Origin of the sequence: Streptomyces sp. NBC_01016, assembly GCF_026341035.1 — a bacterium.
Lineage (GTDB): Bacteria > Actinomycetota > Actinomycetes > Streptomycetales > Streptomycetaceae > Streptomyces.
On record NZ_JAPEOQ010000001.1, the window covers coordinates 217535 to 243608 of the forward strand.

At 71.0% G+C, this 26074-nt stretch carries 23 protein-coding genes; 13 read left to right on the forward strand and 10 right to left on the reverse strand.

Annotated features, from left to right (window positions below; all coding sequences use genetic code 11):
- Window positions 1–2: 2 nt before the first annotated feature.
- From OG746_RS01195 to ftsE, 3 genes are all read right to left on the reverse strand, one after another.
- Window positions 3–1175 (reverse strand): S41 family peptidase, encoded by a 1173-nt coding sequence (locus OG746_RS01195; RefSeq protein WP_266710882.1) that lies wholly within the window; start codon window positions 1173–1175, stop codon window positions 3–5.
- Between the two features lie 78 nt (window positions 1176–1253).
- Window positions 1254–2171, reverse strand: a complete 918-nt coding sequence (gene ftsX, locus OG746_RS01200) for a permease-like cell division protein FtsX (RefSeq protein ID WP_266710883.1) — start codon at window positions 2169–2171, stop codon at window positions 1254–1256.
- A 51-nt stretch (window positions 2172–2222) separates the two neighbouring features.
- On the reverse strand, window positions 2223–2912 hold the full coding sequence (gene ftsE / locus OG746_RS01205; RefSeq protein WP_266710884.1) for a cell division ATP-binding protein FtsE: 690 nt from the start codon (window positions 2910–2912) through the stop codon (window positions 2223–2225).
- Window positions 2913–3202: 290 nt separating this feature from the next.
- On the opposite strand from ftsE, the gene OG746_RS01210 reads away from it, so the two are divergent.
- Window positions 3203–3394 (forward strand): hypothetical protein, encoded by a 192-nt coding sequence (locus tag OG746_RS01210; RefSeq protein WP_266710885.1) that lies wholly within the window; start codon window positions 3203–3205, stop codon window positions 3392–3394.
- Between the two features lie 68 nt (window positions 3395–3462).
- Here the strand turns inward: OG746_RS01210 and OG746_RS01215 are convergent, their stop codons facing one another.
- The 4 genes from OG746_RS01215 to OG746_RS01230 form a co-directional block, all read right to left on the reverse strand.
- Entirely contained in the window at window positions 3463–4275 is an 813-nt protein-coding gene (locus OG746_RS01215; RefSeq protein WP_266710886.1) for a hypothetical protein, read from the reverse strand.
- A 342-nt stretch (window positions 4276–4617) separates the two neighbouring features.
- Complete coding sequence (gene prfB / locus OG746_RS01220) at window positions 4618–5724, reverse strand: peptide chain release factor 2 (RefSeq protein WP_266710887.1); 1107 nt, start codon at window positions 5722–5724, stop codon at window positions 4618–4620.
- A gap of 57 nt (window positions 5725–5781) precedes the next feature.
- Entirely contained in the window at window positions 5782–7023 is a 1242-nt protein-coding gene (locus tag OG746_RS01225; protein WP_266710888.1) for a serine/threonine-protein kinase, read from the reverse strand.
- Between the two features lie 323 nt (window positions 7024–7346).
- Entirely contained in the window at window positions 7347–9011 is a 1665-nt protein-coding gene (locus OG746_RS01230) for a serine/threonine-protein kinase (RefSeq protein ID WP_266710889.1), read from the reverse strand.
- A gap of 433 nt (window positions 9012–9444) precedes the next feature.
- Between OG746_RS01230 and OG746_RS01235 the strand changes: the two genes are divergently transcribed.
- From OG746_RS01235 to OG746_RS01260, 6 genes are all read left to right on the forward strand, one after another.
- Window positions 9445–12558 carry an FHA domain-containing protein gene (locus OG746_RS01235; protein WP_266710890.1) on the forward strand — a complete coding sequence of 1038 codons (3114 nt, stop codon included), beginning with the start codon at window positions 9445–9447 and terminating at the stop codon, window positions 12556–12558.
- Between the two features lie 236 nt (window positions 12559–12794).
- Window positions 12795–14207 (forward strand): ABC transporter substrate-binding protein, encoded by a 1413-nt coding sequence (locus OG746_RS01240; RefSeq protein ID WP_266710891.1) that lies wholly within the window; start codon window positions 12795–12797, stop codon window positions 14205–14207.
- Between the two features lie 7 nt (window positions 14208–14214).
- Window positions 14215–15618, forward strand: a complete 1404-nt coding sequence (locus tag OG746_RS01245) for a carbohydrate ABC transporter permease (protein ID WP_266710892.1) — start codon at window positions 14215–14217, stop codon at window positions 15616–15618.
- Entirely contained in the window at window positions 15615–16496 is an 882-nt protein-coding gene (locus tag OG746_RS01250; protein WP_266710893.1) for a carbohydrate ABC transporter permease, read from the forward strand. Before OG746_RS01245 ends, OG746_RS01250 begins: the two co-directional genes overlap by 4 nt.
- Window positions 16497–16649: 153 nt before the next feature.
- The gene (locus OG746_RS01255; RefSeq protein ID WP_266710894.1) at window positions 16650–17492 is read left to right on the forward strand and encodes a class I SAM-dependent methyltransferase; all 843 of its coding nucleotides are present in this window, start codon (window positions 16650–16652) and stop codon (window positions 17490–17492) included.
- Between the two features lie 140 nt (window positions 17493–17632).
- On the forward strand, window positions 17633–18943 hold the full coding sequence (locus OG746_RS01260; protein ID WP_266710895.1) for a phosphatidylglycerol lysyltransferase domain-containing protein: 1311 nt from the start codon (window positions 17633–17635) through the stop codon (window positions 18941–18943).
- A 3-nt stretch (window positions 18944–18946) separates the two neighbouring features.
- Here the strand turns inward: OG746_RS01260 and OG746_RS01265 are convergent, their stop codons facing one another.
- On the reverse strand, window positions 18947–19360 hold the full coding sequence (locus OG746_RS01265) for an organic hydroperoxide resistance protein (RefSeq protein ID WP_266710896.1): 414 nt from the start codon (window positions 19358–19360) through the stop codon (window positions 18947–18949).
- 115 nt (window positions 19361–19475) lie between these two features.
- Here OG746_RS01265 and OG746_RS01270 point away from each other — a divergent pair, with 115 nt between their 5' ends.
- A complete protein-coding gene (locus OG746_RS01270; RefSeq protein ID WP_266710897.1) occupies window positions 19476–19958 on the forward strand; it encodes a MarR family winged helix-turn-helix transcriptional regulator in 483 nt (160 codons plus the stop codon).
- Here the strand turns inward: OG746_RS01270 and OG746_RS01275 are convergent.
- Window positions 19955–21454 carry a threonine/serine exporter family protein gene (locus OG746_RS01275; RefSeq protein ID WP_266710898.1) on the reverse strand — a complete coding sequence of 500 codons (1500 nt, stop codon included), beginning with the start codon at window positions 21452–21454 and terminating at the stop codon, window positions 19955–19957. The two genes, OG746_RS01270 and OG746_RS01275, sit on opposite strands and share 4 nt — an antisense overlap.
- A 64-nt stretch (window positions 21455–21518) precedes the next feature.
- Here OG746_RS01275 and OG746_RS01280 point away from each other — a divergent pair, with 64 nt between their 5' ends.
- Genes OG746_RS01280 through OG746_RS01290 form a run of 3 tightly spaced genes read left to right on the forward strand, consistent with a single transcriptional unit; the run spans window position 21519 to window position 23359 of the window.
- Window positions 21519–22010: a helix-turn-helix transcriptional regulator gene (locus OG746_RS01280; RefSeq protein WP_266710899.1), complete on the forward strand. Its 492-nt coding sequence runs from the start codon at window positions 21519–21521 to the stop codon at window positions 22008–22010.
- A gap of 54 nt (window positions 22011–22064) precedes the next feature.
- The gene (locus tag OG746_RS01285; protein WP_266710901.1) at window positions 22065–22499 is read left to right on the forward strand and encodes a VOC family protein; all 435 of its coding nucleotides are present in this window, start codon (window positions 22065–22067) and stop codon (window positions 22497–22499) included.
- Complete coding sequence (locus OG746_RS01290; RefSeq protein WP_266710903.1) at window positions 22496–23359, forward strand: class I SAM-dependent methyltransferase; 864 nt, start codon at window positions 22496–22498, stop codon at window positions 23357–23359. The genes OG746_RS01285 and OG746_RS01290 overlap by 4 nt, the downstream gene beginning before the upstream one ends.
- A 108-nt stretch (window positions 23360–23467) precedes the next feature.
- Here the strand turns inward: OG746_RS01290 and OG746_RS01295 are convergent, their stop codons facing one another.
- Complete coding sequence (locus tag OG746_RS01295) at window positions 23468–24091, reverse strand: TetR/AcrR family transcriptional regulator (protein ID WP_266710904.1); 624 nt, start codon at window positions 24089–24091, stop codon at window positions 23468–23470.
- Between the two features lie 149 nt (window positions 24092–24240).
- Between OG746_RS01295 and OG746_RS01300 the strand changes: the two genes are divergently transcribed.
- Both OG746_RS01300 and OG746_RS01305 read left to right on the forward strand, forming a co-directional pair.
- The gene (locus tag OG746_RS01300) at window positions 24241–25161 is read left to right on the forward strand and encodes an ABC transporter permease (RefSeq protein ID WP_266710905.1); all 921 of its coding nucleotides are present in this window, start codon (window positions 24241–24243) and stop codon (window positions 25159–25161) included.
- On the forward strand, window positions 25154–26008 hold the full coding sequence (locus OG746_RS01305) for an ABC transporter ATP-binding protein (protein WP_266710906.1): 855 nt from the start codon (window positions 25154–25156) through the stop codon (window positions 26006–26008). Before OG746_RS01300 ends, OG746_RS01305 begins: the two co-directional genes overlap by 8 nt.
- The last annotated feature ends 66 nt before the right edge of the window (window positions 26009–26074 follow it).

A 26074-nucleotide genomic window follows, 5' to 3' on the forward strand; every position in this document is an offset into this window, starting at 1 on the left:
CACTACGAGGGGGCCCCGAGGCCAGTCAATACTGTCTCCGCCCGCCGCAGGGTGTCCGCCTCGGTCTCCAGATCGGGGGTGATGCCCCGGCCGTCGACCGCGCGGCCCGAGGGTGTGCGGTAGTGCCCGACGGTGAGCTCCGCCACGGAGCCGTCGGGCAGTCGGCTCGGCATCTGGACCGAGCCCTTGCCGAAGGTCCTGGAGCCCACGACGACCGCGCGACCGCGGTCCTGGAGGGCGCCGGTGAGCAGCTCGGCCGCGCTCATCGTCCCGCTGTCGACGAGCACGACCACCGGTCTGGACGTGTCGGCCCCTCGCTGTGCGTGCAGGGCCCGCTGCGCCCCGCGTACGTCGTACGTCGCCACGAGCCCGCCGTCGAGGAACGCGGAGGACGCCCTGACCGCCTCGGTGACCAGGCCGCCTGAGTTGCCCCGCAGGTCGAGCACGACGCCCGCGCGCGCGGGTGCCGCGGCGACCGCCGTGCGCACCTGGTCGCCGACGCCCTTCGTGAAGGCGCTCACCTTCACGAGCGCCGCGCCGTCGGGCAGCTGCGCGGAGGTGACGGAGTCGGTCGACAGGTTGGCGCGACGCAGGGTCTCGCTCCACGCGCGCGTACCGCGCTGCAGGCCTACGTGGACGGGCGTGCCCGCGTGCTTGCCCCGCAGGAGCGCGAGGACCTCGGTGACGGGGTGACCGGTGACCGGCTCGCCGTCGATCGCCGCGATCCGGTCGCCCTCACGGATGCCGGCGCGCTGCGCGGGCGATCCCTGCCTGACCTTGGAGACCTGCACCGATCCGTCGGCGGTGCGACGGGCCCGCAGGCCGATGCCGGTGTATTCGCCGTCGAGGGACTGCTCGAACTCCTCGTACTCGCCTCGCGAGTAGACGGAGCCCCAGCGGTCGCCGCTGCGGCTGACGGCGTCCTGGGCGGCCTTCGTGGGCGACTTCCCGTCGGCCATCGCCTCGGCCGCCGCGTCGCTCGGATCGGTCGGTCCCACGATCGGCTTCTCGTGCGCGGCGACGAGCGAACTGTCCGCGTTCTCCGTGGGTTTTCGGTGCTCCTCCGGCCAGGAGCCGGTCGCGGCGCCCGCCGCGAGGACCGTCATGAAGATCAATGTCAGGGTCGCCCCGCGGCCGATACGGCGGGGCGTGGAGTACAGCTCCGGACCTGACATGTCGGTGAGTCTAGGACAACCAAGGGCGCCGTACGGGCCGTTGACCCGCACGACGCCCCGTGGCGCGAAGGACTCTCGTCACACCTTCAGGTACTTGCGCAACGCGACGAACGCGGCAAGCGCCGGCATCAGCACACTCACGGCGAGAATCAGCGGCAGTTTCGTCAACACCGAGTCCCAGCCGATGAAGTTGATGAGCTGCAGCTTGTCGGAGAGGGCCACGCCGTTGTCGATCACGAAGTACTGGCCGGCCGCGAGGAACACACAGGCGATGCCGCCGCCGATGAGTCCGGCGACCGCGGCCTCCATGATGAACGGCGCCTGGATGTAGAAGCCGGACGCGCCGACGAGCCGCATGATGCCGGTCTCGCGCCGGCGGCTGAACGCGGACACCCGGACGGTGTTCACGATCAGCAGCAGCGCGACGACGAGCATCACCGCCATCACCGCGCTGGCCGCGTAGTTCAGGTAGCCGAGCAGCCGGAAGAGGTTGTCGAGCACGCCCTTCTGGTCCTGCACGGACTGCACGCCGGGCCGCCCGTTGAACGCGGTCGCGATGACGTTGTACTTCTCCGGGTCCTTCAGCTTGATCCGGTACGACTCCTGGAGCTGGTCCGGCGTGAGCGAGCTGGCCAGCGGGGAGTCGCCGAACTGCTCCTTGTAGTGCTTGTACGCCTGGTCCTGCGATTCGTGCGCCACGGAGTCGACGACGGGCAGCTTCTTGAGGTCCCGCTGGATCTCGTTCTTCTGCTCGGTCGTGACCGGGCCCTTGGCGCAGTTCGGGTCGGAGTCTGCGTCTCCCTTGTTGCACAGGAAGATCGAGACATTGACCTTGTCGTACCAGTAGCCCTTCATCTGGTTGACCTGGTCGCTCATGAGCAGCGAGCCGCCGAACAGGGCGAGCGAGAGGGCAACCGAGATGATCACGGCGAAGGTCATCGTCAGGTTACGGCGGAGGCCTACGCCGATCTCCGACAGAACGAATTGGGCACGCATAGCGTCACTAACGCCTTTCGCAGCTTTCTTTCTCGGTACTTCTCGCGGTTCTCAGTGCTGGTATCCGTACACGCCGCGCGACTGGTCGCGCACGAGGCGGCCGTGCTCCAGCTCGATGACGCGCTTGCGCATCTGGTCCACGATGTTCTGGTCGTGGGTCGCCATGATCACGGTGGTGCCCGTCCGGTTGATCCGGTCGAGCAGCTTCATGATGCCGACCGAGGTCTGCGGGTCGAGGTTGCCGGTCGGCTCGTCCGCGATCAGCAGCTTGGGCCGGTTGACGAAGGCCCGCGCGATGGCGACGCGCTGCTGCTCACCACCGGAGAGCTCGCCGGGCATGCGGTCGTCCTTGCCGCCGAGGCCGACGAGGTCGAGGACCTGCGGCACGGACTTGCGGATCTCACCGCGGGACTTGCCGATGACCTCTTGGGCGAAGGCGACGTTTTCACCGACCGTCTTGTTGGGCAGGAGTCGGAAGTCCTGGAAGACCGTGCCGAGCTGGCGGCGGATCTGCGGGACCTTCCAGTTGGATACGCGGCCGAGGTCTTTGCCCAGGACGTGCACCTGGCCGTGGCTGGCCCGCTCCTCGCGCAGCACGAGGCGCAGGAACGTCGACTTGCCGGAGCCGGACGAGCCGACCAGGAAGACGAACTCACCACGCTCGACCTCCAGGGAGACATCCCTGAGGGCGGGCCGGGTCTGCTTGGGATAGACCTTGGAGACGTTGTCGAATCGGATCACGGGTGCACCACGGGTAGCCGGAGGTAGGTGTGCGTGACCATACGCGAAGCCGCGCACAGAGCGCAGGCGCCGTCCCTCGTTGAGCGTTTTGTCCCGCTGTGATGCCGCATACGGCGCCGGAATTGTCCGCCCCGTACCTGGTCAGAGGCGGTACTTCCAGGGAGACGCGCCGAATTTCCGGGAAGCTGGCACAGTGGTAGGGGGAACGGTTGCGTTTCCCGGAGCGTTGAGCGGAGAGAACCCAGGGGTGCCCGGTGGCAAGCTCCGCCGCGCGGGAGGAGGAGAAGCGCATGACCTACGACCGATTGGTGTGCGCGAACTGTGCGGCCCCGGTGAGCGAGGGCCGCTGCCCGGTGTGCCGGGCGAATCGCGAGCGGCTCCAGCAGCAGAACCCGCTGGCCGCGCTCAGCCCCATGGCGCTGGTCGCCCTGGTGGCGGTGCTCGTGGCCGCGATGGCGCTCCTCGCGCATCAGACGGTGTAGCCGCCGCACACAGACATGCAAAAGGGCCCGGAGCCGATCGGCTCCGGGCCCTTTGCTTGTGCGTAGTGCTACGCGGCGGCGCCGCCGCGGTTGTTCGCGAGGCGCGGCAGGAGTCGGAAGCCGACACCGCCCGCGATCATCGTGGCCGCACCGATCACCAGGAACGTGGTGCCGGAGGAACCGGTCTCGGCGAGCTCACCGGTGGCCTTGGCGTTGCCGGAGCCCGAGCCGGTCTGCTCGACGGGAGCGGAACCGGTGTCCTGCAGGCTGTCCTTGCCCTGACCCTGCTCGACGGGGCTGTTGTTGCCGTCGGGGTTGGTGTTGTCGCCACCGCCGGTGGACGAGCCACCGGTGCTGGAGCCGCCGCCCGTGGAGTCGTCGCCACCGGTGGACGAGCCACTGGTGCCGTTGCCACCCGAGTTGCCGTTGCCACCCGAGTTGCCGTTACCACCCGAGTTGCCGTTACCACCGGTGGAGTCGTCGCCGCCGGTCGTGGCACCGCCGGTGGAGTCGTCACCGCCCGTCGTCGCGCCACCGGTGGAGTCGTCGCCACCGGTCGTGGCGCCACCGTTGGTGTTGCCCTCGGTGACGCCGGCGACGCCACCGTTGGTGTTGCCCTCGGACACACCGGCGACGCCGCCGTTGGTGTTGCCCTCGGTCACACCGGCGATGCCGTTGCCCGGGTCCTCACCCTCGTCGCCGCCGTCCGCGCCGTCGTCCTCGGTGGGCCAGCAAATAAGGCCGAGCGGGCCGCAGGTCTCGCCGCTCTTCTCGTCAACGGTGGCGGCGGATGCCGCACCCGCGGCGGTCAGCGAGGCACCGGCCGCAATTACCGCGCCGGCCGCTATCCGCGCAACGCGGATCCGCGTCTTCTTGGTCATCTGTCTGCTACCCCCAGTAGCCAATCGTCAGTGGAGCAGCGCCAGGGACCGCGTTCAACCGGAGACAACAGAGGCCTCGTTCACCCCTCCCCCGTTCACACGCGTCCCACTAATACGCATGCCGCGCGCCAGCCTTTCCACTTTTGGGATCAACGTCAAGGGCGTTGCGCACGTTATGTCCACACTTGGGCGGAGTTGACCGCCATACGAACATGTGACTGTGACGTAAATGCCAGGTCAGTCTTCACAAGTGCGGCACATTTGAAGTTCGGTGCGGGCAAAAACGAAAGGCAACTGCCGCTCGTCGAACGGCAGTTGCCTCTAATTCGTTGAATCCCGGAGTTACTTCTCCTGCTGCTTGCGCCAGCGAATTCCGGCCTCGATGAAGCCGTCGATCTCGCCGTCGAGAACGGCCTGCGGGTTGCCGACCTCGAACTCCGTACGCAGGTCCTTGACCATCTGGTACGGGTGCAGGACGTACGAACGCATCTGGTTGCCCCAGGAGCTGCCGCCGTCGCCCTTGAGGGCGTCCATCTTGGCGCGCTCCTCCTGGCGCTGGCGCTCGAGGAGCTTGGCCTGCAGAACGTTCATGGCCGTGGCCTTGTTCTGGATCTGCGAGCGCTCGTTCTGGCAGGAGACCACGATGCCGGTGGGGAGGTGCGTCAGACGGACCGCGGAGTCCGTCGTATTGACGCCCTGGCCGCCGGGGCCCGAGGAGCGGTACACGTCGATGCGCAGCTCGGACTCGTCGATCTCGACGTGGTCGGTCTGCTCGACGACGGGGAGCACCTCGACGCCCGCGAAGGACGTCTGGCGGCGGCCCTGGTTGTCGAACGGCGAGATGCGCACCAGGCGGTGCGTGCCCTGCTCGACGGAGAGCGTCCCGTAGGCGTACGGGACCTGGACGGCGAAGGTGGTCGACTTGATGCCGGCCTCTTCCGCGTACGAGGTCTCGTAGACGTCGGTCTTGTAGCCGTGGCGCTCGGCCCAGCGCAGGTACATGCGCTGCAGCTGCTCGGCGAAGTCCGCGGCGTCGACGCCGCCGGCCTCCGCACGGATGTTGACCAGCGCCTCGCGCGCGTCGTACTCGCCGGACAGGAGGGTGCGGACCTCCATCTCGTCCAGCGCCTTCTTCACGCCCTTGAGCTCGGACTCGGCCTCGGCACGGGTGTCCGGGTCGTCCTCCTCCTCGGCCATCTCGAACAGCACGCCGAGATCGTCGAGACGGCTGCGCAGCGCCTCGGCCTTGCGAACCTCCGCCTGGAGGTGGCTCAGCTTACTGGTGATCTTCTGCGCCGCCTCAGGGTCGTCCCAGAGGGACGGCGCGGCCGCCTGCTCCTCGAGAACGGCGATATCTGCCCTCAGCTTGTCGAGGTCCAGGACGGCCTCGATCGACTCCATGGTCGAGGAGAGGGACTTCAGCTCTTCGGATACATCGACGACTGCCACAAGACCAGCCTAACGGCTGGTGCAAGTGATCCGCCCCGGCCGTCCTCAGTGCCTGTTCTAAGGCTCTGTGGGCGCGGAATTGTTGCTGTCCGCGGGGGGCGCCTCGTCGGAGCCGGAGGATGTGGCCGCCCATACGCCGCCGCCGACCGCGGCGACCAGGACGAGCCCGGCCACCCCGAGCGTGATGCGTCTGCGGCGCGCGGACTGCCGGTTACGGGCCGAGCCGGGGCGGGGCGATCCGTGGGCGCGGGGCGCGCGGGCCGTGCCGCGGGCGCCGCCGGCCAGTTCGTCCGGTGCCGGGACCCTCATCGACGTATGGGTGTCGCGGTTGGAGTCCTTGGGTGCGGAGCCGGGGATCAGGGAGACGGCGCCGCGGCGGGGCCGCTCCGGGGGCTCCTGCGGCGTCTCGGTCCGCTGCTCCGGCTCGTCGGGGGCGGGCTCCGTCTCCGGCTCGTCCACGTCGAGCGGGGGCAGACCCGTGAGCATCGGCTGAAGTTCGCGCAGGCGCGCGGCCAGCTCGGTGGCCCTGAGGCGGGAGGCCGGGGCCTTGGCGAGGCACTGGACGAGCAGCTGCCACAGCTCGTCGGGGATGCCGGGGAGCGGGACCACCGTCTCCGTGACGTGCCGGCGCAGGATGGCACCGGGGTGGCCGCCCCCGAACGGCGTGAAGCCGGCGAGGAGTTCGTACAGGACCGTCGCGAGCGCGTAGATGTCGACGGCCGCGCGCGCGGGCAGGCCCTCGATGACCTCGGGGGCGAGGTAGTCGGGCGTACCGATGATCTTCGTCGCGCGTGTGCGGCGCGGGGTGTCGATCAGCTTGGCGATGCCGAAGTCGGTGAGCAGGGCGGGGTGGGAGCCGCCGGGGCCGAGCTCGCCCTGCATGTCCAGGAGTACGTTCTCCGGCTTGACGTCGCGGTGCACGATGCCCGCGGCGTGCGCGGCGGCGAGGCCCTCGGCGATGTCCGCGGCGACGGCGACCGCGGCCTCGGGCGGCATCCGGCGCTCGCGGTCGAGCCGCGTGCGCAGGTCGGTGCCGCGTACGAGGTCCATGACGAGCGCCAGGTCGTTGCCGTCCACCACCAGGTCGCGCACGCCCACCACGCGCGCGTGGTCGAGGCTCAGCAGGGCGGTGCGCTCCTGGACGAAGCGGCCGACCAGTTCCTGGTCCGCGGCGAGGTCCTCGCGCAGCAGTTTGATGGCGACCGGACCCTCGGGTCCCTCGCCCAGCCACACCGTGCCCGCACTGCCGCGTCCCAGGATCTGGTGTGCGGTGTACCGGCTGCCGATCTTCCGTGCCAAGGCTGCTCCTACAGACGCGTGTTGGCGCCCAAGCTACGCGGCTCGGACGCCAACCTGCGCATCAGAGGGGGAATTCACCCGCTGGGTGTCGACAAATCTCCAACGTCACCGACCAGTTGCCCTTCGGCGGCCGATCGTGACGGCCCGTCAAGACGGACTAGGGTCTGTCGTTTGGATCAGGCCGGATCAGGGAGCGGGGGCCGGTGCGTGCGATCGCAAGGCGGAGGAGGGAGTCGACGCGGAGCGTCGGCGACCGACGACAACGCCGCGAGCGTGCGTGCCGGCCCCCGCTCCCTGATCCGGCCTGATCCAAACGACAGGCCCTAGTTGCCGGTTTTGCTCCCCAGATCGCCGATCCAGCCGGACACCGTGGAGAACCAGTCGGAGATCTGGGCCCAGTAGCCCTTGCCGGTGCCGATCCAGTCCTGGAGCGGGGTGAACTCCCAGACCAGCCAGCTGACCACGAAGAGCATCACGATCATGAACAGGCAGCCCTTGAGGCAGCCGAGACCCGGGATCCGCATCCGGTTGGGGCTGCGGCGGCGCGGCTCACGAGGCTCACGCGGCTCCTGTGCCGGGCGCGGGGCCTGGCGGGGCGGCGGCTGCTGCGGCGGCGCGTACTGCTGGGGCTGCTGCTGCGGCTGCCGCTGCGCGTACTGCTGCGGCTGGTGCTGCTGGGGCTGTTGCTGCGGCTGCTGCGGGCGCGCGACCTGGCGCTGCGGGCGACGGCGCAGCGGGTCCTCGTTCGGGGCGAGGTACTGGACCTGCGTCTGCTCGTTGCGGTCGCGGGCGGCGCGCAGCTGGTCGCCCCAGGCGTCGGGCATCTGCTGCGGCGGGCCCTGCGGCATCGGCGGCAGCACGGCCGTCGGGTCGGCCGCGTCGGCGTTCTGGCCGCCGCCCTGCTGGTTCATGACGCTGGTGGCCGCGTTCGGGTCGTACGCCGACGCCGCCGCGGCGCCGGCCGCGGCCCCTGCCGCCCCGGCGAGGCCCGCGGCCGCCGCGTTGTTCGGCAGCACCTGCGTCGGGTCCGCGTCCGAGGTGCCGGGGGTGCCCGGGACCTGGGCCGGGGTGGGGTCCGGCGTCAGGAGCGCGCCGACGCCCTCGGCGGCGGCGATCTGCGCGCTGTTCGCGTGCACGCCGATGCCCTCGGCGACGGTGCGCAGGCCGCGCGCGAGGTTCTCCGCGCTGGGCCGCTCGTCCGGGTTCTTGCGCAGGCAGCGCTCGATGACCGTCCACAGCGGGTCAGGGACCGTCGACGGGCGACGCGGTTCGGCGCTGAGGTGCTGGTGCAGGACTTCGAGGGCGGAGCCGCCGGAGAACGGGGGCCGGCCGGTCACCAGCTCGTACAGCAGGATGCCCGCGCCGTAGATGTCGACGGCGCTGGTCTGCGGGCGGCCCTCGGCGGACTCCGGCGCCACGTAGGCGGGCGTGCCGACGAACTCGTGGGTGCGGGTCAGGCCCGGGGAGTCGGCGAGGCGGGCGATGCCGAAGTCGGTGAGCATCGGGTACATCTCAGCGCCGCCGTCGGGGTCCCACTTGAGCAGGACGTTCGCCGGCTTGAGGTCGCGGTGCACCACACCGTCCGCGTGCGACGCGGCGAGCGCGTCGGCGATCTGGGCCGTGAGCAGCGCGGCGCCGACCGGCGAGAACGGTCCGTTCTCGCGCAGGTAGCGGTGCAGGTCCGGGCCCTCGACGAGGTCCATGACGAGGGCGAGCAGCTCGCCCTCGACGACCAGGTCGCGGGTCCGCACGATGTTCGGGTGGGTGAGCCGCAGCAGGACGGAGCGCTCCCTGAGGAAGCGCATCACCACGTCCGCGTCGTTGGCGAGCTCTTCCTTGAGGACCTTGATCGCGACGGTCTCGCCGGGCTGCCCGGCGACGGCCGCCTCAGCGCCCGCCGTCTCGCGCTGGCGGGCTCGCCAGACGGTGCCCGTGGCGCCGCGTCCGAGCGGCTCCTCGAGCAGGTACTTGCTGCCTACCGGCCGCACGTCATGCGCTCCCTGCATCGGTACTTGCTTGGGTCACCTGGTTCCGGGTGTTCCGACCCACTCTAGTGGCGGATTCTCCGGTACCCACTGTCGATCTTCTGTGGCTTTCGGTTCGGTCCCGCACCGGCCGCTCCACTCGTGTACGGCCCCGGCACCTACCCGTGTTCGACGGAAAGACGCACGGCTGGGGCCGTTGGTTGCCGAGGGATGACGTGACCGATCTCAAGCAGGCAACGAGCAGGCACTTTTACGGGCAGAGCCGACCAATCAAGATCACTTACGGGTGGCTGGCGGGCGTGTTGTCAGCGGCAAGTGCAAGGATGCCTCCAGCACTGGCTGACGTGCCCGTGGCGGTGGGGGGAATCTGCGGTGGGGGACCGCGGGGCAGCCCCTCTGTTTCCGGGCGCCCGCGCAGAAGGGACCGCAGGCGGCGATGCAGATCCGGCTTACCGTCGTAGACCCCCTGGGCACGCGCCCCGACATGCTCGCACGTGGTGACGACACACTCGCGCGCGGTGTTGACGTACTGGTCACGGCCCCCGCGGGCACGGCGCTCGCCGCGGTCGTCTCCGGCCTGGCCACGGCCGTCGCGGGCGGCGAGGCGGGGTCCACGACCTTGTACGCGGGCACGGAGCGGCTCGACGCACAGCGCTGCGTCATAGGTGAACCCCCACTGATCGACGGCGCGGTGATCGCGCTCGGCGCCCCCGTGGACCCGGGCCCCGAGCCGGACGACGCGGCGGCCCAGCTCCATGTGGTGGCGGGTCCCGACGCCGGCGGCGTCCACCTGCTGCACGGCGGGCAGATCCGCGTCGGCCGCTCCGCCGACGCGGACGTCTCCCTCGACGACCCGGACGTGTCCCGTCTGCACTGCGCGGTGACGCTCGGCGACGACGGCCGGATCTCCGTGGAGGACCTGGAGTCGACGAACGGGACGTCGGTGGACGGCCGCGCCCTCGACTCCCGCCCCGTCCGCCTGTCCCCCGGTTCGCTGGTGCGCCTCGGCGAATCGGCGCTGCGGGTCTCCGTCGCGGGCGACGCCGCCCGCCCCCGGCCGCTGGGAACGGCGCCGGACGGCGAGGGACACGTACGGGTGCTGTTCGCCGAGAAGCCGGTGGACGCGCCCGCGCAGACCGCTGCCACCGACCCCGAGCAGGAGACCCGGCACGCGTACGGGGACTCCGCCTGGGGCGCGGCGAGCGATGCCGCTCAAGGGGGCGCGCGGTCACTGGTGCCCGAGCCGGAGGCGGACGAAGAGGCGGACGACACGCGCGTGGGCACTCCCGCGCGCGGCACCTCGCTGCCACGCGCCCCGCGCAAGCGCGGCGGGCTCTCCCGGCTGCTGCGCCGCGGCAAACGCGACGAGCACGACGGCTACGACATGGACGACCAGCAGCACGAGATCCACGAGCCGCACGTGCTGCGGACCCCACAGCGCTCCGAGCCCGTCGCCGATCCGGCCGCACCCGCTGCGGCCCCCGCGTACGAGGAGGAGCCCAGGCCCCTCGCAGGCGCCGCCGAGACATGGCCCGACGCGGCCGCGCTGCTGCTCACCGCGCTCGGCCCCGGGCCGCGGCTGTGGGAGCGCGGTCCCGGCCACGCGGAGGCGCTCGCGGTGCGGCTCGGCAGCGTCGACCGGCCGGGCCCCGGCGGGGTGGGGCTGCTGCCCGCGGTGCCGGTGACCGTGGGCCTCGCCGAGGCCGGAGCGTTGGGGCTCGCGGGGCCGCGCGCGCGGCTCGCGGGTCTGGCGCGCTGCGCCGTCGCCCAGCTCACGACGCTGCACGCGCCGGAGCGCCTTGAACTCGTGCTGATCTCGACCGACCGGGCGCGCTCCCTGGAGGAGCGGGTCGCCGACTGGTCCTGGCTCGGCTGGCTGCCCCAGGTGCGGCCCGCCCACGGCCAGGACTGCCGGCTGCTGCTCGCCTACGACCGGGAGCAGGCTGCGGCCCGTACGAACGAGCTGCTGCGCCGCCTCGACGACCACGCGGCGGGGCTCAGGCCTTCGGCGCAGGCGCCCGACGAGCCCGTCGCCGCCACGGTCGTCGTGGTCGACGGCGACCCCGGAAGCGCCTCGCTGCGGGAGGCCACGGTGCGGCTCGCCGCCGAAGGGGCCGCGGCCGGGATCCACGTCGTGTGCCTCGCCGAGGCGCCCGCCGCCTCGCCCGCCTCCCCGGCCGCGCAGAGCTACGAGGCGGCGTGCGCGGAGAGCCCGGCGTTCCGCGCGTGCGGGGCCGTGGCGCTGCTCAGCGGTGATGTGGCGACGACGCTGCGGTTGCACCGGGCGGCGCAGGGACAGCTCGTCGGGCACGGCACGGTCGGCACGGCCGACGCGGTGTCGCTCGCCTGGGCGGAGCGGTTCGCGCGGGCGCTCGCCCCGCTGCGCACGGACGCGGTGGGCGGTTCCGGCGACCGGCCGGGCTCGCGCGTGTCGGCGCCGCTGCCTCAAACCTCCCGGCTCCTGGACGAGTTGGGGCTCGCCCGTGCCACCCCGGCGTCCCTCATGGCGCGTTGGGCGGCGGCCGGGGACGATCCGGACTCGCTCGGCGGTCGGGTCTGGGCGGTGCTCGGGGCCGGGCCCCGCGGCTCGTTGACCGTGGACCTGGCCGCCGAAGGGCCGCATCTGCTGGTCGAGGGGCCCGCGGGCAGTGGCCGTACGGAGCTGCTGCGTTCGGTCGCCGCGTCGCTCGCCGCGGCCGAGCGTCCCGACCGGCTCGGGATGGTGCTGGTCGACGGGACGTCGGGCGGGGAGCGCGCGGAGGGGCTGCGGGTCTGCACGGACCTGCCGCACGTCACGACGCACCTCGCCGCCAACGACCCCGTACGGATGCGGGAGTTCGCCCAGGCGCTGAGCACCGAGCTGAAGCGGCGGGCCGAGCTCATAGGGCGTACGCACTTCTCGGAGTGGCACACGCAGCGGGCCGTGTCGGGGCGGGTCGTGTCGCAGCGCGGCGCGCCGTCCGCCGAGAGCGCCGGGGATGTGGACGTGCCGTCGAGTTCGACGATGCGGCTCCGTCCCGGTGCCACGCGGGAGCGGGCTGAGGCCGGGCCTCCGCTGCCGCGGCTCGTGGTGGTCGTGGACGACCTGGACGCGCTGCTCTCGCCGCCGCTCGGTTCGCCGGGGCGGCCGGCCGCCGGGTCGGTCGTTCGCGCCCTGGAGGCCGTGGTGCGGGACGGGGAGCGGCTCGGGGTGCACCTCGTCGCCGCGTTCGCCTCCGGCGGGGCCGGAGGGTGGGCGGCCCGGCCGCGGGTCGTGCTCGACGCACCGGGGACCGGGAGCGAGGATCCGGCGCCGGGGCGCGGGGTGTTGCACGGGGCGGACGGGCGTGACGTGGAGGTGCAGGCGGGGCGGGTGACCGGGCGCATCCCCCGTACCGCGACGCAGCGGCCCACCGTGGTGGCGCTCGAGTGGGCCCGCATGGGCGACCCCCCGGACCGCCGCCCGGTCCGCGAACTGGGCAACGGCCCCACGGACCTGGCCCTCCTCGCCAGCGCCCTGGAACGCGCGGCCCGCTCCGTATCAGCGACCGAGGTCCCATCGCTCCTGTGACCACATCAAGCCCCGCTCTTGGACGAGAGCCGGCGGGGCCCGTGGGGCCGGCACCTTCCCCGGTCGGCCCCAACTCCCTCCAGCCGCCGCCCGCTTGACGCATCACGACCCCGTCACGATCACCCGGTTTACAGCACGGGCACCCTTGCCGGTTCTCCCTGGCCGGGCGTAGACCAGTGCGCACGGGACAGCGCTCAGTACGTACGTTCAGCGTTCAGGACGAGAACGGGGCAGTGATGGGCAGCACTCGCAGCACTTTTCGTACACGCACACCCAGCACCCGCAGGACCCGCGGCACCCACACCTTCCGCACGACCCTCGTGGGCATCGCCATCGGTTCCCTCGCGCTCACCCTCACCGCCTGTGGAGGCGATGACGACAACGGCACGTCCGACGGGAGCGGCGACAAGACGCCCGCGTCCTCGGTCAAGCTGCCGAAGCTGAACGGCAAGTCGGTGGAGATAGCCGCCGTATGGACCGGCGACGAGCAGAAGAACTTCAAGCAGGTGCTCACGGAGTTCGAGAAGCGGACGGGCGCCAAGGTCACCTTCGTCCCCGCCCAGGACCCGATCATCAACTTCCTCGGCTCGAAGGTGGCCGGCGGCGCCCCGCCGGACGTCGCGATGCTGCCGCAGCCCGGCGCCATCAAGCAGGCCGTCGACAAGAAGTGGGCCAAACCGCTGGGCAAGGACGCCGAGGCACAGCTCGCCAAGAACTACTCCCAGGGCTGGCAGGACCTCGGCAAGGTCGGCGACAAGCAGTACGGCGCGTACTACAAGGCGGCCAACAAGTCTCTGGTCTGGTACAACACCAAGGTCTTCGAGAACGCGGCCGCCAAGGAGCCGAAGACCTGGAAGGAACTGCTCTCCACCTCGCAGGCGATCTACGACTCCGGCGTCACGCCGTTCTCCGTCGGCGGGGCCGACGGCTGGCCGCTGACCGACTGGTTCGAGAACATCTATCTGTCGCAGGCGGGCCCCGAGAAGTACGACCAGCTCGCCAAGCACGAGATCAAGTGGACCGACCCGTCCGTGAAGGACGCGCTCACCACGCTCGCCCAGCTGTGGGGCAAGAAGGACTTCCTCGCCGGCGGCAACAAGGGGGCCGTGCAGACCGAGTTCACGAAGTCGGTCGAGCAGACCTTCACCGGCGGCGACCAGCCCAAGGGCGCCATGGTCTACGAGGGCGACTTCGCGCAGGTGAACATCCAGCAGACCAAGGCGAAGGTCGGCACGGACGCGAAGGTGTTCCCGTTCCCCGCGGTCGGCTCCGGTGACAAGCCGGTGGTCAGTGGCGGTGACGCCGCGGTGATCCTGAAGGACTCCGAGGCGGCGCAGGCGCTGGTGACGTGGCTGGCCTCGCCGGAGGCGGCGACCATCCAGGCCAAGCTGGGCGGCTACCTCTCCCCCAACAAGAACGTGGACCTCGCCTCGTACCCGAACGCGGTGCAGCGCGAGATCGCCAAGGCGCTCGTGGGGGCCGGCGACGACTTCCGCTTCGACATGTCGGACCAGATGCCGCAGGCCTTCGGCGGTACGCCCGGCAAGGGCGAGTGGAAGGCGCTGCAGGACTTCCTGATGAACCCCAAGGACATCGCGGGCGCCCAGAAGGCCCTGGAGGCCGAAGCGGCCAAGGCGTTCAAGGACTGACGCGGCGATGACATCCGCCACCGGCGGCGGCACCCCGGATCCCGGGGCTGCCGCCGCGACGCCACCGCGCAAACACAAGAGCGTCACCGGCACCCGCAAGTCCGTCGCCGGGCTCTTCCTGCTGCCCTCGCTGATCCTGCTCGGCGCCCTCGTCGTGTACCCGATCGGCTACTCGCTCTTCCGCAGCTTCTTCGACGACTCGGGCGGCTCGTTCATCGGGTTCGACAACTACGAGACGCTGTTCACGCGCGAGGACACCAAGGCCGCGATCAACAACAACATCTGGTGGGTGGTGCTGGCCCCGACGGTCGCCACGGCGCTCGGCCTGATCTTCGCCGTGCTCACCGAGCGGATCCGCTGGGCCACCGCGTTCAAGCTGGTGGTCTTCATGCCGATGGCCATCTCGATGCTGGCCGCGGGCATCATCTTCCGGCTCGTCTACGACCAGGACCCGGAGAAGGGCGCGGTGAACGCGGTCGTGGTCGGGGTGCACGACACGTTCGCCGACTCCTCCGCGTTCCCGAAGGCGCATCCGCGCGGGAACGGCACGCTCGAAGGGAAGAGCGGCGGCCCGTTCCTCACCAAGGAACCGGTGCGGGCCGGAACTCCCGTGCTGCTGCCGCTCGTCGGCGTCGCCGCCGACCAGATGCCCGAGGGCGCCAAACCCGCGAAGGAGCCCGCCGCCGGGAAGGCCGGGGTCACCGGCACGGTGTGGCAGGACTTCACCCTCGGCAAGGGCGCGGGCGGCATCAACAAGGTCGACGCGACCGAGGTCGGCTACCCCGGCATGCGCGTCGAGGCCGTCAAGGACGGCAAGGTCGTGGCCAGCGCGTCGGCCGCCGCAAACGGCACCTTCGCGCTTCCCGCCGCGGCCGACGGCGCCCAACTCCGGCTGCCCGCGGCGAACTTCAAGGAGCCGTACAACGGCGCCGACTGGCTCGGCGACAAGAAGTTCTTCACGATCCACCTCGGCGGATTCGAGCTGTACCTCAACATCGTGACGACCTCGATCATGGTCGCGTACGTATGGATGTGGGCCGGGTTCGCGATGGTGCTCATCGGGGCGGGTCTGGCCAGCATTCCCCGCGAACTCCTCGAAGCCGCCCGCGTGGACGGCGCCTCCGAGTGGCAGGTGTTCCGCCGGGTCACGGTGCCGCTCCTGGCGCCCGTACTCGCGGTCGTCCTCGTCACGCTGATGATCAACGTACTGAAGATCTTCGACCTGATCTTCATCATCGCGCCGGGATCCTCGCAGGACGACGCCAACGTGCTGGCCCTGCAGCTGTACAGCTCGGCGTTCAGCGAGGGCAACGAGGGCCTGGCCAGTGCGATCGCGGTGCTGCTCCTGCTGCTCGTGATCCCGGTGATGTGGTTCAACATGCGCAGGCTCAGGCAGGAGACACGGCGATGACGACCCTCGGCGAGACCGTCAAGGCCAAGCGCTCGCTCGCCGGCCGGATCGGCGACAAGCTCAGCGGCGGGTTCATCCAGTTCGTGCTGCTGCTGATCGGCGCGCTGTGGCTGGTGCCCACGATCGGCCTGCTGTTCTCCTCGCTGCGTTCGCCCGAGGACATGGCGGACAGCGGCTGGTGGACGGTGTTCAGCAAGCCGGCGCAGCTGACCTTCGAGAGCTACAGCAGCCTCCTGGAGAACTCGGACATCACGCGTTCGCTGGTCAACACGGCCCTGATCACGGTGCCCGCGACCCTGCTCGTGATCGTGGTCGGCTCGCTGGCCGGCTACGCGTTCGCGTGGATGGAGTTCCCGGGCCGCGACTGGTGGTTCCTGATCGTGGTCGGGCTGCTCGTGGTTCCCGTGCAGGTCGCGCTCGTGCCGATCGCCCGCCTCTTCGGCGACATCGGCATCTTCGGCTCGATCTTCGGTGTGATCCTCTTCCATGTCGGGTTCGGGCTGCCGTTCGCGGTGTTCCTGCTGCGGAACTTCTTCGCGGAGATCCCACGCGAACTCCTGGAGGCGGCCCGCCTGGACGGCTCGGGTGAACTGCGCCTGTTCCTACGGGTCGTGCTGCCGCTCGGCGCTCCGGCGATCGCCTCGCTCGGCATCTTCCAGTTCCTGTGGGTGTGGAACGACATGCTGGTCGCGCTCATCTTCACGGACACCGACAGCCAGCCGATCACGGTCGCGCTGCAGACCCAGGTGCGGCAGTTCGGCAACAACATCGATGTGCTCGGCCCCGGCGCGTTCATCTCGATGGTGGTCCCGCTGGCCGTGTTCTTCGCGTTCCAACGTCAGTTCGTGTCCGGCGTGATGGCGGGCGCCGTGAAGTAAACCGGGATTTGTCGAGCGAGAAGGCCTTTCGTTCCCTCCCGGCCACTGCGCGGACACCCCGTGCACCTACCCAGAGCTGATGGCCTCCCGGGGCCGGCCGACGAGCGCGTCGTCCGCCGGCCCCGCACCCACGTCATCCGTACTGGAGCTGACATGCAGCACGAGTCCCACACCGCGCCCGCCGAACTGCCCCGCCCGGCCGCGCTCGACGACGTCAAAGGCTGGTTCCACAACATCGACCAGGTGCTCTTCGACTGGTTCCTGAGCCGGCAGCGCGCGCTCGGCCAGGGCGGGGATCTCCTCGAACTCGGCGTCTACCTGGGCAAGAGCGCCATCTTCATGGGGCAGTACCTGGAGGAGAAGGAGACCTTCACGGTCTGCGACCTGTTCGACTCGCCCGCCGGCGACCTGGCGAACGACAAGGAGATGAACAAGTCCTACAGCAGCCTCACGCGCACCGCCTTCGAGGCCAACTACCAAGCTTTCCATGACGAGTTGCCCGAGGTGGTGCAGGGCCCCTCGCACGTGATCACGTCTCTTGTCGCCCCCGGCAGCTGCCGCTTCGTGCATGTCGACGCCTCGCATCTGTACGAGCACGTGCACGGCGACATCGAGGCCTCCCGCGAGCTCCTCGGCGAGGACGGCATCGTCGTGCTCGACGACTTCCGCGCCGAGCACTGTCCGGGCGTCGCGGCCGCGACGTGGGGCGCCGTCGCCACGACAGGGCTGAAGCCGCTGTGCATCACGGCGACCAAGTTCTACGGGACGTGGGGGTCGTTCGAGCCGGTGCGCACCGAGCTGGGCGCGATGCTCGCGGGGCGCAAGGACTTCTGGCACGGCGCGGAGGAGGTCGCCGGGCACTCGATGATCCGCATCGACGGCAAGAAGGCGAAGCGCCCGGCGCAGCCGGTGTCGCGCTACGAGTCGACGGCACCGGCCGTGCCGACGCAGGGCCCGCGCCCGAAGGGCCTGCTGCGCTCCTTGCTGGGCCGCTGACGGTCTAGGCCGTTTCTGCCGGATCCTGCTGCAGTCGCGGACTCCGGCCCGCCCTATGTGGGCCGTGGCGCCTTCACCCGCACGGCCCACGAAAGGCGGGGCGGGCCGCTCCGGCGGGGCACGCATGCCCCATGCCGTACATGACGACCACCGCACTCGCCCGGGGAGCGGCGCGCGGCGCGACGGCGCTGCGCGGCGGCCACTTCTGGCGCCCGACCCCGTTCTTCGTCTTCGGCGGCCTGTTCTGGCTGCTGCTGACGCTCGCGTACTGGTGGGTGCCGATGGCGTACGACTACGGGCTGCACGCGGCGGTGATCGAACGCCTGAAGGTGAGCCTGCTGCATCCGCGCCACCCGCTGGTCGACCTGCCGGGCGCGGGCAACCCGTACGTCTCCTCCCCGTACGCGATGGCGGAGGGCGCCTTCGCGCGGGCGACGGGCCTGACGGGCTGGGAGGTCATGAAGCTCGCGGGCCCCGCCAACCTGCTGGTTCTACTGACGGGCCTGAACCGCTTCGTCCGGGCGCTCACATCACGCCAATGGGCCCCGGTCCTGGCCCTGTTGACGCTGACACTCCTCTGGGGAACGAGCACGGACTGGCGGACCGAACCGCTCGCGCTGCGCTCCCTGATGATCGACCTCGGCTACCCGTCGACGTTCGCGATCGGGCTCGCCCTGTGGGTGTGGGCGGGCGCGTGGCGGCTGCGGCGGGAGGGCGCGCGCTGGGCCGTGGCGGGGGTCGCGGCGGTGGGCCTCGTGTGGCTGTGGCCGGACGCGGACCCCGCGCAGCCGCACTTCCCGTGGCTCGCGCTGATCGGCCTCCCGCCGCTGTGGCTGCGGCTGCGCCGCGACCGCAAGGACCCGCTCGTGCTCCTGTGCGCGGCGGGCGTCGTGGCCCTCGCGTACGCCGCACTGGCCCACCCCTCCGCGTACGGCGCGGCCATGGTCCTCACGGTGGTGCCGCTCCAGCTCGCCCTGGCGATCGCCCTCGCGGCGCCCCGCCCCTGGCCACGGCGGCGCCGGGTGCTCGGAGCACTGACGGCGACGGGCGCGGCGCTCGGCTTCCTTGCCACGGTCCTCGACCCGCCGCCGAGCTGGCCCGCGTACACCTGGGCGGCGCAGCACATCCCACCCGGCGACACGGTCCTCACCAGCGGCTACCGTCCGGTCCGCGCACTGCCGGGCTACGGGCCGACACTGGTCGCGCCCGCCCGCCCCGACCCGGTCGTCGACAGGGCCGACTGGGACCGGCGCCGGGCGGCGGTGCGCGCCTACCTCTCCCCCACGTCCACCCGCGCGGAACGGGAGGCCGTCGCCGACCGCTACCGCGTCCGCTGGCTGCTGCTCGACCGGGGCGAGCGGCTGCCGCCGGAGGCGGTCCTGGTGGCGTGGAGCCCACAGACGGGCGAGGCGCTCGCGCGGGTCAACGGGGGTACGTCGCGGACCGGTTGAGGCCTACTCGACGACGAGCTGCACGTCGATGTTGCCGCGGGTCGCGTTCGAGTACGGGCACACCTGGTGCGCCTGCTCGACCAGCTTGCGGCCGGTCTCGGCGTCGACCGACTCGGGCAGCTCGACGCGGAGCACGACGGCGAGCCCGAAGCCCTCGCCCTGCTTGCCGATGGAGACCTCGGCGGTGACGGCGGCGTCGGCGACGTCCACCTTGGCGCTCCGGCCGACGAGCCCGAGCGCGCTGCCGAAGCAGGCCGCGTAACCGGCGGCGAAGAGCTGCTCCGGGTTGGAGCCCTGGCCGTTGCCGCCCATCTCCGTCGGGATGCCGAGCTGAAGGTCGATCACGCCGTCCGAGGAGACGGCACGCCCGTCGCGGCCGTGGGTGGCGGTGGCGACGGCGGTGTAGATGGCGTCCATGGGAGGACCTGCCTCTCGTTTCCGTGAATCTCTTCGCGACTGTCTTCGTACTCCACCAATAGAGCACACAATTCAATTGCACACAACTCAATCGCGCGAGCGCTACCCTGGATGCATGGCCACGCCCAGCACTCCCAGTACTCCCAGCACCGACGAGTTCCTCCGGCTCGACCGCCAGATCTGCTTCTCGCTCAACGCGGCGTCGCGCGCCTTCGGCGGCATCTACCGGGCGCTGCTCAAGGACCTGGGCCTCACCTATCCGCAGTACCTGGTCATGCTGGTGCTCTGGGAGGCCGCCCCCGAGGAGGGCCCGATCCCGGTCAAGCGCCTCGGCGAACGCCTCCGCCTCGACTCCGGCACCCTCTCCCCGCTCCTCAAGCGCCTGGAGGCGAACGGCCTCGTCCACCGCGAACGCAGCGCCACGGACGAACGCTCGGTGACCATCGCCCTCACGACCTCCGGCGCGACGCTGAAGGAAAGCGCGGCCGAGGTCCCGCGCAAAATCGCCGCCGCAACAGGCTTCGACCTCCAGGAAATCGAATCCCTCCGCTCCCAACTCGACCGCCTGACAACCGCACTGGACAACGCGACCCTCTAGCGCCGCGGCATTATCAAGCCCCTGCGGCGATTGAGCAGCGGGGTCCGGGGCAGAGCCCCGTGACGTGGCCCCCGTCGCGGCGCCACAACACCGGAACCCGGGGAACCCGCCCCCCGGACCCTCCGCCCAAGCTGCGCCGCCTCCCCCGCAAGGCCCACCCCCACCGCAATCGCCAACGTCACCGCCGCCGCATGCACAAGCCCCCCGACCCCCGTCGTGGTCCGCCCGGAGGCAAGCGCGGCCAACGCCACGTACAACGCACTGCCCGGCAGCAACGGCGCGATTCCAGGAACGACGAGCGGCAGCGCCGACTCCCGCCTCCGCCGGGCCACGGCATGCGCGGCGCACCCGACCCCGGCCGCCACCACCGCCGTACCGACGAGCGAGGGAAGCCCGAGGACCGCGAACTCGGCCGCCACCACGAACCCGACGAGCCCGAGCAGCGCCGCGGGCAACCAGTCCCGCCGCGGCGTCCGCGCCCGCGCCGCCACGGCCATCGAGAACACGGCGGCGCCCACGACGGGCGCCCCCAGATACTCGGCCCGCTCCGCCGTCGGCACGACCGGCGCCTCGAACCCGACGAGCCGCCCCACACCGAGCACGGCCACCACGCCGGTGACCACCGCGGCGAACACCAGCATCGCGTCGAAGAGCCGCCCGAGCGCGGTCAGATAGTGCCCGGTGAGCGCGTCCTGCACGGCGCTGACGAAGGTGACGGTCGGCAGCAGCCCCAGCACCCCGGCGACCACGACGGACTGTACGGTCGTCGGCGGCGCGCTGTGACTGATCGCGACGGCCAGCACGGCGGTCGGCATCGCGGCGACGGCCGACCGGTAGAACGCGGGCACGCCATGGCGCCCCAACCAGCCGCTCAGCAGCGCCCCGAGCAGCCCGGCGAAGAAGGCACACGCCGACGCGAGCGCGCCACCACCGAAAGCGATACCACCGCCCGCGGCCACGAACCCGGTCTGCACCGGCACGCGCCACACCGCCCACCGCCCCCGCTCCGCCGGCGCGTCGAGGATCCGCGCGATCGCGGCCCGCGCCTCGTCGAGCCCGAGCTGCCCGGCACTGATCCGTTCGACGAGGGCGTGGATGCGCCCCAACGTACGGAAGTCGGTGGCGTGCCTACGGATCACCCGGTTCGCGTGCAGCGGCGTGAGTTCACCGGGCGCGTGCGCGGACAGCGACACGGAGGCGAGCGTGACGCTCGGCTCGCAGTAGCTGAGCCCGTACGTCTCGGCGACGACGAGCATCCCGGCGACCGCCTCCTCGGCGGAGGCCCCGTACGACAGGAGCGCCTCCCCGAGCCGCGTCGCGAGCTCGGCGACGCGCGCGCCGTAGGCCTCCATGTCGGCCCGCCCGTCGTCGTGCAGCAGCTCGCCGCCGTACCCGTAACTTCTGATCGGCTCGATGCCGCGCAGCCGGGGCAGCGCTTTGGTCAGCCAGGGGTCGGCGCGGTCGAAGGTGGCGGCGGGGCGGGTCCTCGAAGGCATACAAATGGAGCGTAACGGACATCACACTTAAACGACTTAAGAGTTTCGTGCCAGGATCGAAGCGATGGACACCGTCGCCGAAAGCCACCTCGCGCACCTCCGCCGGCTCCGCGCCGCCAAGGACGTGATGGACCGCGACTGGGCCGACGAGACCCTGGACCTGGACGCGGTGGCGGCCCGCGCCGGCTACTCGCGCTCGCACTTCGTCCGCGTCTTCAAGACTGCCTACGGGCGGACCCCCGGCCAGTACCTCTCCCAGCGCCGCATCGAACGCGCGGCGGAGATGCTGCGCACCTGCGACCTGAGCATCACCGAGATCTGCCACCTGGTCGGCTTCGCCGGCCTCGGCACGTTCACGACGCGCTTCAAGCAGCACATGGGCCAGACCCCTGGCGAGTACCGCCGGTCGAAGATCGCCCGCGGCGCCGCACTCATCCCCGGCTGCTACGCCCTGCTGTGGGCAGGCGGCTTCCACCCGACCAGAGACAGCGGGACCAGCGACAGCGCGACCAGCGACAGCAAGACCAAAGACAGCAATTCTGAAGAAGCCGACTGACACTCCCGCTGCCTACGGTGGACCGGCCAGGACAAGCACACCGCGGGAGCCCCCATGATCAAAGGCGTCGGCATCACCACCATCTGGACGCTCGACCAAGAGCGTACGAAGACGTTCTTCACCGAGAAGCTCGGCATGGAGCTCCGCACCGACATGTCCATGGGCGACTCCCGCTGGATCACCGTCGGCGCCAAGGACCAGCCGGAGTTCGAGCTCGCGCTCATGCGCCCCGACGGCCACGGCGTCGACCCCGAGTCCGCCCGCGCCCTCACCGAACTGGTCACCAAGGGCGTCCTCGGCGGCGGCGCCCTTCGCACCGACGACTGCCGCGGCGACTACGAGACGTTCAAGGCGCGCGGCGTCGAGTTCCTCCAGGAACCGAAGGAACGCCCGTACGGCATCGAGGCCGTCTTCCGCGACGACAACGGCAACTGGTACTCGCTGACCGAGCGCAACGAGGAACTCGACCTCACCAAGGAGTGGGCGTGAACACGCAGACACCCCCGACCCCCGCCCCCGACAACACCGCGGAGCGCTGCGCCCTGTGGCGGGCGATGCACGTCCAGGTCGACGAGGCGCCGCACGTACTGGAGGACGAGGTGGGCCTGCGTCTGCTCGCCCCCGCCCCCGACTGGCGCGAGCGCCCCGACATGGAGCCGACCGCGACCCGCGGCTTCCGGGCCGCGATGGTCTCGCGGGCCCGCTTCATCGAGGACCTCGTGGAGCGGGAGTCGGAGCGCGGCGTCGACCAGTACGTCATCCTCGGCGCGGGCCTGGACACGCTGGCCCAGCGCCGCCCGGAACTCGCCGCCCGCCTCGACATCTACGAGGTCGACCAGCCGGGCCCGCAGTCCTGGAAGCGCGCCCGCCTCGAAGCGCTCGGCTACGGGGTCCCGCCCCGCCTGCACCTCGTCCCCGTCGACTTCGAGGCGCGGGAGTCCTGGTGGGACGGGCTCACGGCGGCCGGCTTCGATCCGCACCGCCCGGCGCTCGTCGTCTCGACGGGCGTCGCCATGTACCTCACCCGCGAGGCCACGGCCGCCACCCTGGAGCAGATCGCGAAGCTGGCCCCGGGCTCGACCCTGGCGCTCTCCTTCATCCTCCCGGCGGATCTCCTCGACGAGGCGGACCGGTCGGGCATGGAGACCAGCAAGAAGGGCGCGAGCGCCTCCGGCACGCCCTTCCTCAGCTTCTACGCCCCCGAGGACATGCTCACCCTGGCCCGCAAGGCCGGCTTCGCAACCACCCGCCACGTACCGGGCACGGAGCTGGCGACCCGCTACTTCACGGCCCGCGAGGACGCCCTGCGCCCGTCGAGCGGCGAGGACTTCTTGGTGGCGACCACCTGATCCGTAGGCGGGAGGCGCGAGGCGGGCGGGACTGTGACGTAGGACTACGACGCGACCGTAGTCCTACGTCACAGTCCCGCGATTCCCCAGCCCCTCACAGCGCCTCGCTCACAGCGCCTTCAGCGCCGCCGCCGTCGCCACCGACAGCTTCTTCAGATGCCCCTTCGGCAGCTTCGGCGTGCGCACCACCAGCGTGCGCCAGTACAGCGGGCCCGAGATGAGGTCGAGCGCGAGCTCCTCGTCGAGGCCCGAGCTCAGCTCTCCGCGCTCCACCGCCGCTCGTACGATGCCGCTCGCCACCCCGTGCTGCCCCTCGCGCAGCGCCTTCTGAAGGGCCTCGGCGATCTCCGGGTTGCGGGCCGCCTCCGCCTGGAGGTCCGGGATGATCTGGCCGGCCACCGGGTGGCGCAGTGCGCGTGACGTGACCTCGTAGAGGAGGCGGAGGTCGGCCTCCAGGGAGCCCGTGTCCGGGGCGGGCAGGCCCTGCACGGCGATCGCCGAGACCAGGTCGAGGACCAGGTGGAGCTTGGACTTCCAGCGGCGGTAGACCGCCGTCTTGCCGACGCCCGCGCGGCGCGCGATGCCCTCGATGGACATGCGCGCGTAGCCGACCGAGGCCAGCTCCTCGAAGACGGCCGCGCGGATGGCTTCCGTCACGTCCTCGCGCAGGACGGCCGCGCCGGCGGGGGCCCGGCGGCGCGTCGGCTTGGGGGAGTCGGCGTTGGTCGTCATATGGCAAAGCATAGGCGCGCGACGACGAAACGGTTGCGTTCCGACGTCGATCCGCCCTACGCTCACGTCACGACGATACGGACCCGTCCCGACGTAAACGGCGGGTGAACACCAGCCGTCGCCCCACCCCCCGACCGAAAGCAGCGGATGTGAGCCAGGTCCTGGACGCGCCTCCCCCGCAGGAGGCACCGCGGTCCACCCCCGAGGATCCGGCGGCCCTCGCCGCCCGGTACGGGCTGAGCGTCAGCGGCGCGCGGCCCTCGCTGTCCGCGTACGTACGCCAGCTGTGGCAGCGCAGGCACTTCATCTCGTCCTTCTCCACCGCCAAGCTCACCGCCCAGTACAGCCGGGCGAAGCTCGGGCAGGTCTGGCAGGTACTGACGCCGCTGCTGAACGCGGCGGTGTACTACTTCATCTTCGGCAAGCTCATGGGCACCAGCAGGGGTGTGCCGGACTTCATCCCGTTCCTGGTCACGGGCGTGTTCGTGTGGACGTTCACGCAGTCGTCGGTGATGGCGGGGACGCGGGCGATCTCCGGGAACCTCGGGCTCGTCCGGGCCCTGCACTTCCCGCGGGCCTCGCTGCCGGTCTCGTTCTGCCTTCAGCAGCTCCAGCAGTTGCTGTTCTCCATGTGCGCGCTCGTGGTCATCCTGCTGGCGACGGGCGTGCCGCCGGCGCCGTCCTGGCTGCTCGTGGTGCCCGCTCTCGCGCTTCAGTTCGTGTTCAACACCGGGCTCGCGCTGATCATGGCGCGGATGGGTTCGAAGACCCCGGACCTCGCGCAGCTGATGCCGTTCCTGCTGCGTACGTGGATGTACACGTCCGGCGTGATGTGGAGCCTGACCCGGCTGACGGACGGGCAGGACGTCCCGTCCTTCGTACGGACGCTGCTCCAGCTCAACCCGGCCGCCGCCTACATCGACCTGATGCGCTTCGCGCTCATCGACAGCTTCACCGCGGATCAACTGCCGCCGCACATCTGGGCGTTGGCGGCCGGCTGGGCACTGCTTGTCGGGGTCGGCGGGTTCATCTACTTCTGGAAGGCCGAGGAGACGTACGGACGTGGCTGAGCACATCAACGACCAGGACGACCGGCGGATTCCCACCGTGATCGCCGACAGTGTCGACATCGTCTACCGGGTCAATGGAACGGGCGCGGGCCGTGGCGCCGCGACCGCCGCCCTGAGCCGCATCCTCGGCGGCCGGAAGAGGGCCGAGAAGCGGGCGGGAGTGCGGAAGGTGCACGCCGTGAAGAACGTGTCCTTCACCGCCTACCGAGGCGAGGCCATCGGGCTCATCGGGACCAACGGGTCCGGTAAATCAACCCTGTTGAAGGCCGTCGCCGGGCTGCTGCCCACCGAGAACGGGCACATCTACACCGACGGGCAGCCCTCCCTGCTCGGCGTGAACGCGGCCCTCATGAACGACCTCACCGGCGAGCGCAACGTGCGGCTCGGCGGGCTCGCGATGGGCATGTCGCGCGAGCAGGTGCGGGACCGGTACGACGAGATCGTCGACTTCTCCGGGATCAACGAGAAGGGCGATTTCGTGACGTTGCCGATGCGGACGTATTCGTCCGGCATGGCGGCGCGGCTGCGGTTCTCCATCGCCGTCGCGAAGGAGCATGACGTGCTGTTGATCGATGAGGCGCTGGCGACCGGTGACCGGGCCTTTCAGAAGCGGTCCGAGCAGCGCATCAAGGAGCTGCGCAAGCACGCGGGCACCGTCTTCCTCGTCAGCCACAGCAACAAGTCCATCCGCGACACCTGCGACCGGGTGCTGTGGCTGGAGCGCGGCGAGCTGCGGATGGACGGGCCGACCGAGGACGTCCTCAAGGAGTACGAGGCGTTCACCAACGCCGCCACCGATGCCGGCAAGCCCAAGCCGAAGAAGGCCAAGGCGCCCGTCGCCGCCTGACCGCGCCCGACCAGCAAAACGGGGGCGCCCCGAGCCGCAAGTCCGGCTCGGGGCGCCCCCGTTCGC

What these genes read in the sequence shown, in the direction of transcription:
- OG746_RS01275 (WP_266710898.1), bottom strand. Translation starts at nt 21,454, where the DNA reads ATGCCTTCGAGGACCCGCCCCGCCGCCACCTTCGACCGCGCCGACCCC.
- OG746_RS01280 (WP_266710899.1), top strand. Translation starts at nt 21,519, where the DNA reads ATGGACACCGTCGCCGAAAGCCACCTCGCGCACCTCCGCCGGCTCCGC.
- OG746_RS01215 (WP_266710886.1), bottom strand. Translation starts at nt 4,275, where the DNA reads ATGACCAAGAAGACGCGGATCCGCGTTGCGCGGATAGCGGCCGGCGCG.
- OG746_RS01260 (WP_266710895.1), top strand. Translation starts at nt 17,633, where the DNA reads ATGACGACCACCGCACTCGCCCGGGGAGCGGCGCGCGGCGCGACGGCG.
- OG746_RS01210 (WP_266710885.1), top strand. Translation starts at nt 3,203, where the DNA reads ATGACCTACGACCGATTGGTGTGCGCGAACTGTGCGGCCCCGGTGAGC.
- OG746_RS01195 (WP_266710882.1), bottom strand. Translation starts at nt 1,175, where the DNA reads ATGTCAGGTCCGGAGCTGTACTCCACGCCCCGCCGTATCGGCCGCGGG.
- OG746_RS01255 (WP_266710894.1), top strand. Translation starts at nt 16,650, where the DNA reads ATGCAGCACGAGTCCCACACCGCGCCCGCCGAACTGCCCCGCCCGGCC.
- OG746_RS01240 (WP_266710891.1), top strand. Translation starts at nt 12,795, where the DNA reads ATGGGCAGCACTCGCAGCACTTTTCGTACACGCACACCCAGCACCCGC.
- OG746_RS01235 (WP_266710890.1), top strand. Translation starts at nt 9,445, where the DNA reads ATGCAGATCCGGCTTACCGTCGTAGACCCCCTGGGCACGCGCCCCGAC.
- OG746_RS01270 (WP_266710897.1), top strand. Translation starts at nt 19,476, where the DNA reads ATGGCCACGCCCAGCACTCCCAGTACTCCCAGCACCGACGAGTTCCTC.
- OG746_RS01285 (WP_266710901.1), top strand. Translation starts at nt 22,065, where the DNA reads ATGATCAAAGGCGTCGGCATCACCACCATCTGGACGCTCGACCAAGAG.
- OG746_RS01295 (WP_266710904.1), bottom strand. Translation starts at nt 24,091, where the DNA reads ATGACGACCAACGCCGACTCCCCCAAGCCGACGCGCCGCCGGGCCCCC.
- ftsX (WP_266710883.1), bottom strand. Translation starts at nt 2,171, where the DNA reads ATGCGTGCCCAATTCGTTCTGTCGGAGATCGGCGTAGGCCTCCGCCGT.
- OG746_RS01265 (WP_266710896.1), bottom strand. Translation starts at nt 19,360, where the DNA reads ATGGACGCCATCTACACCGCCGTCGCCACCGCCACCCACGGCCGCGAC.
- OG746_RS01250 (WP_266710893.1), top strand. Translation starts at nt 15,615, where the DNA reads ATGACGACCCTCGGCGAGACCGTCAAGGCCAAGCGCTCGCTCGCCGGC.
- OG746_RS01245 (WP_266710892.1), top strand. Translation starts at nt 14,215, where the DNA reads ATGACATCCGCCACCGGCGGCGGCACCCCGGATCCCGGGGCTGCCGCC.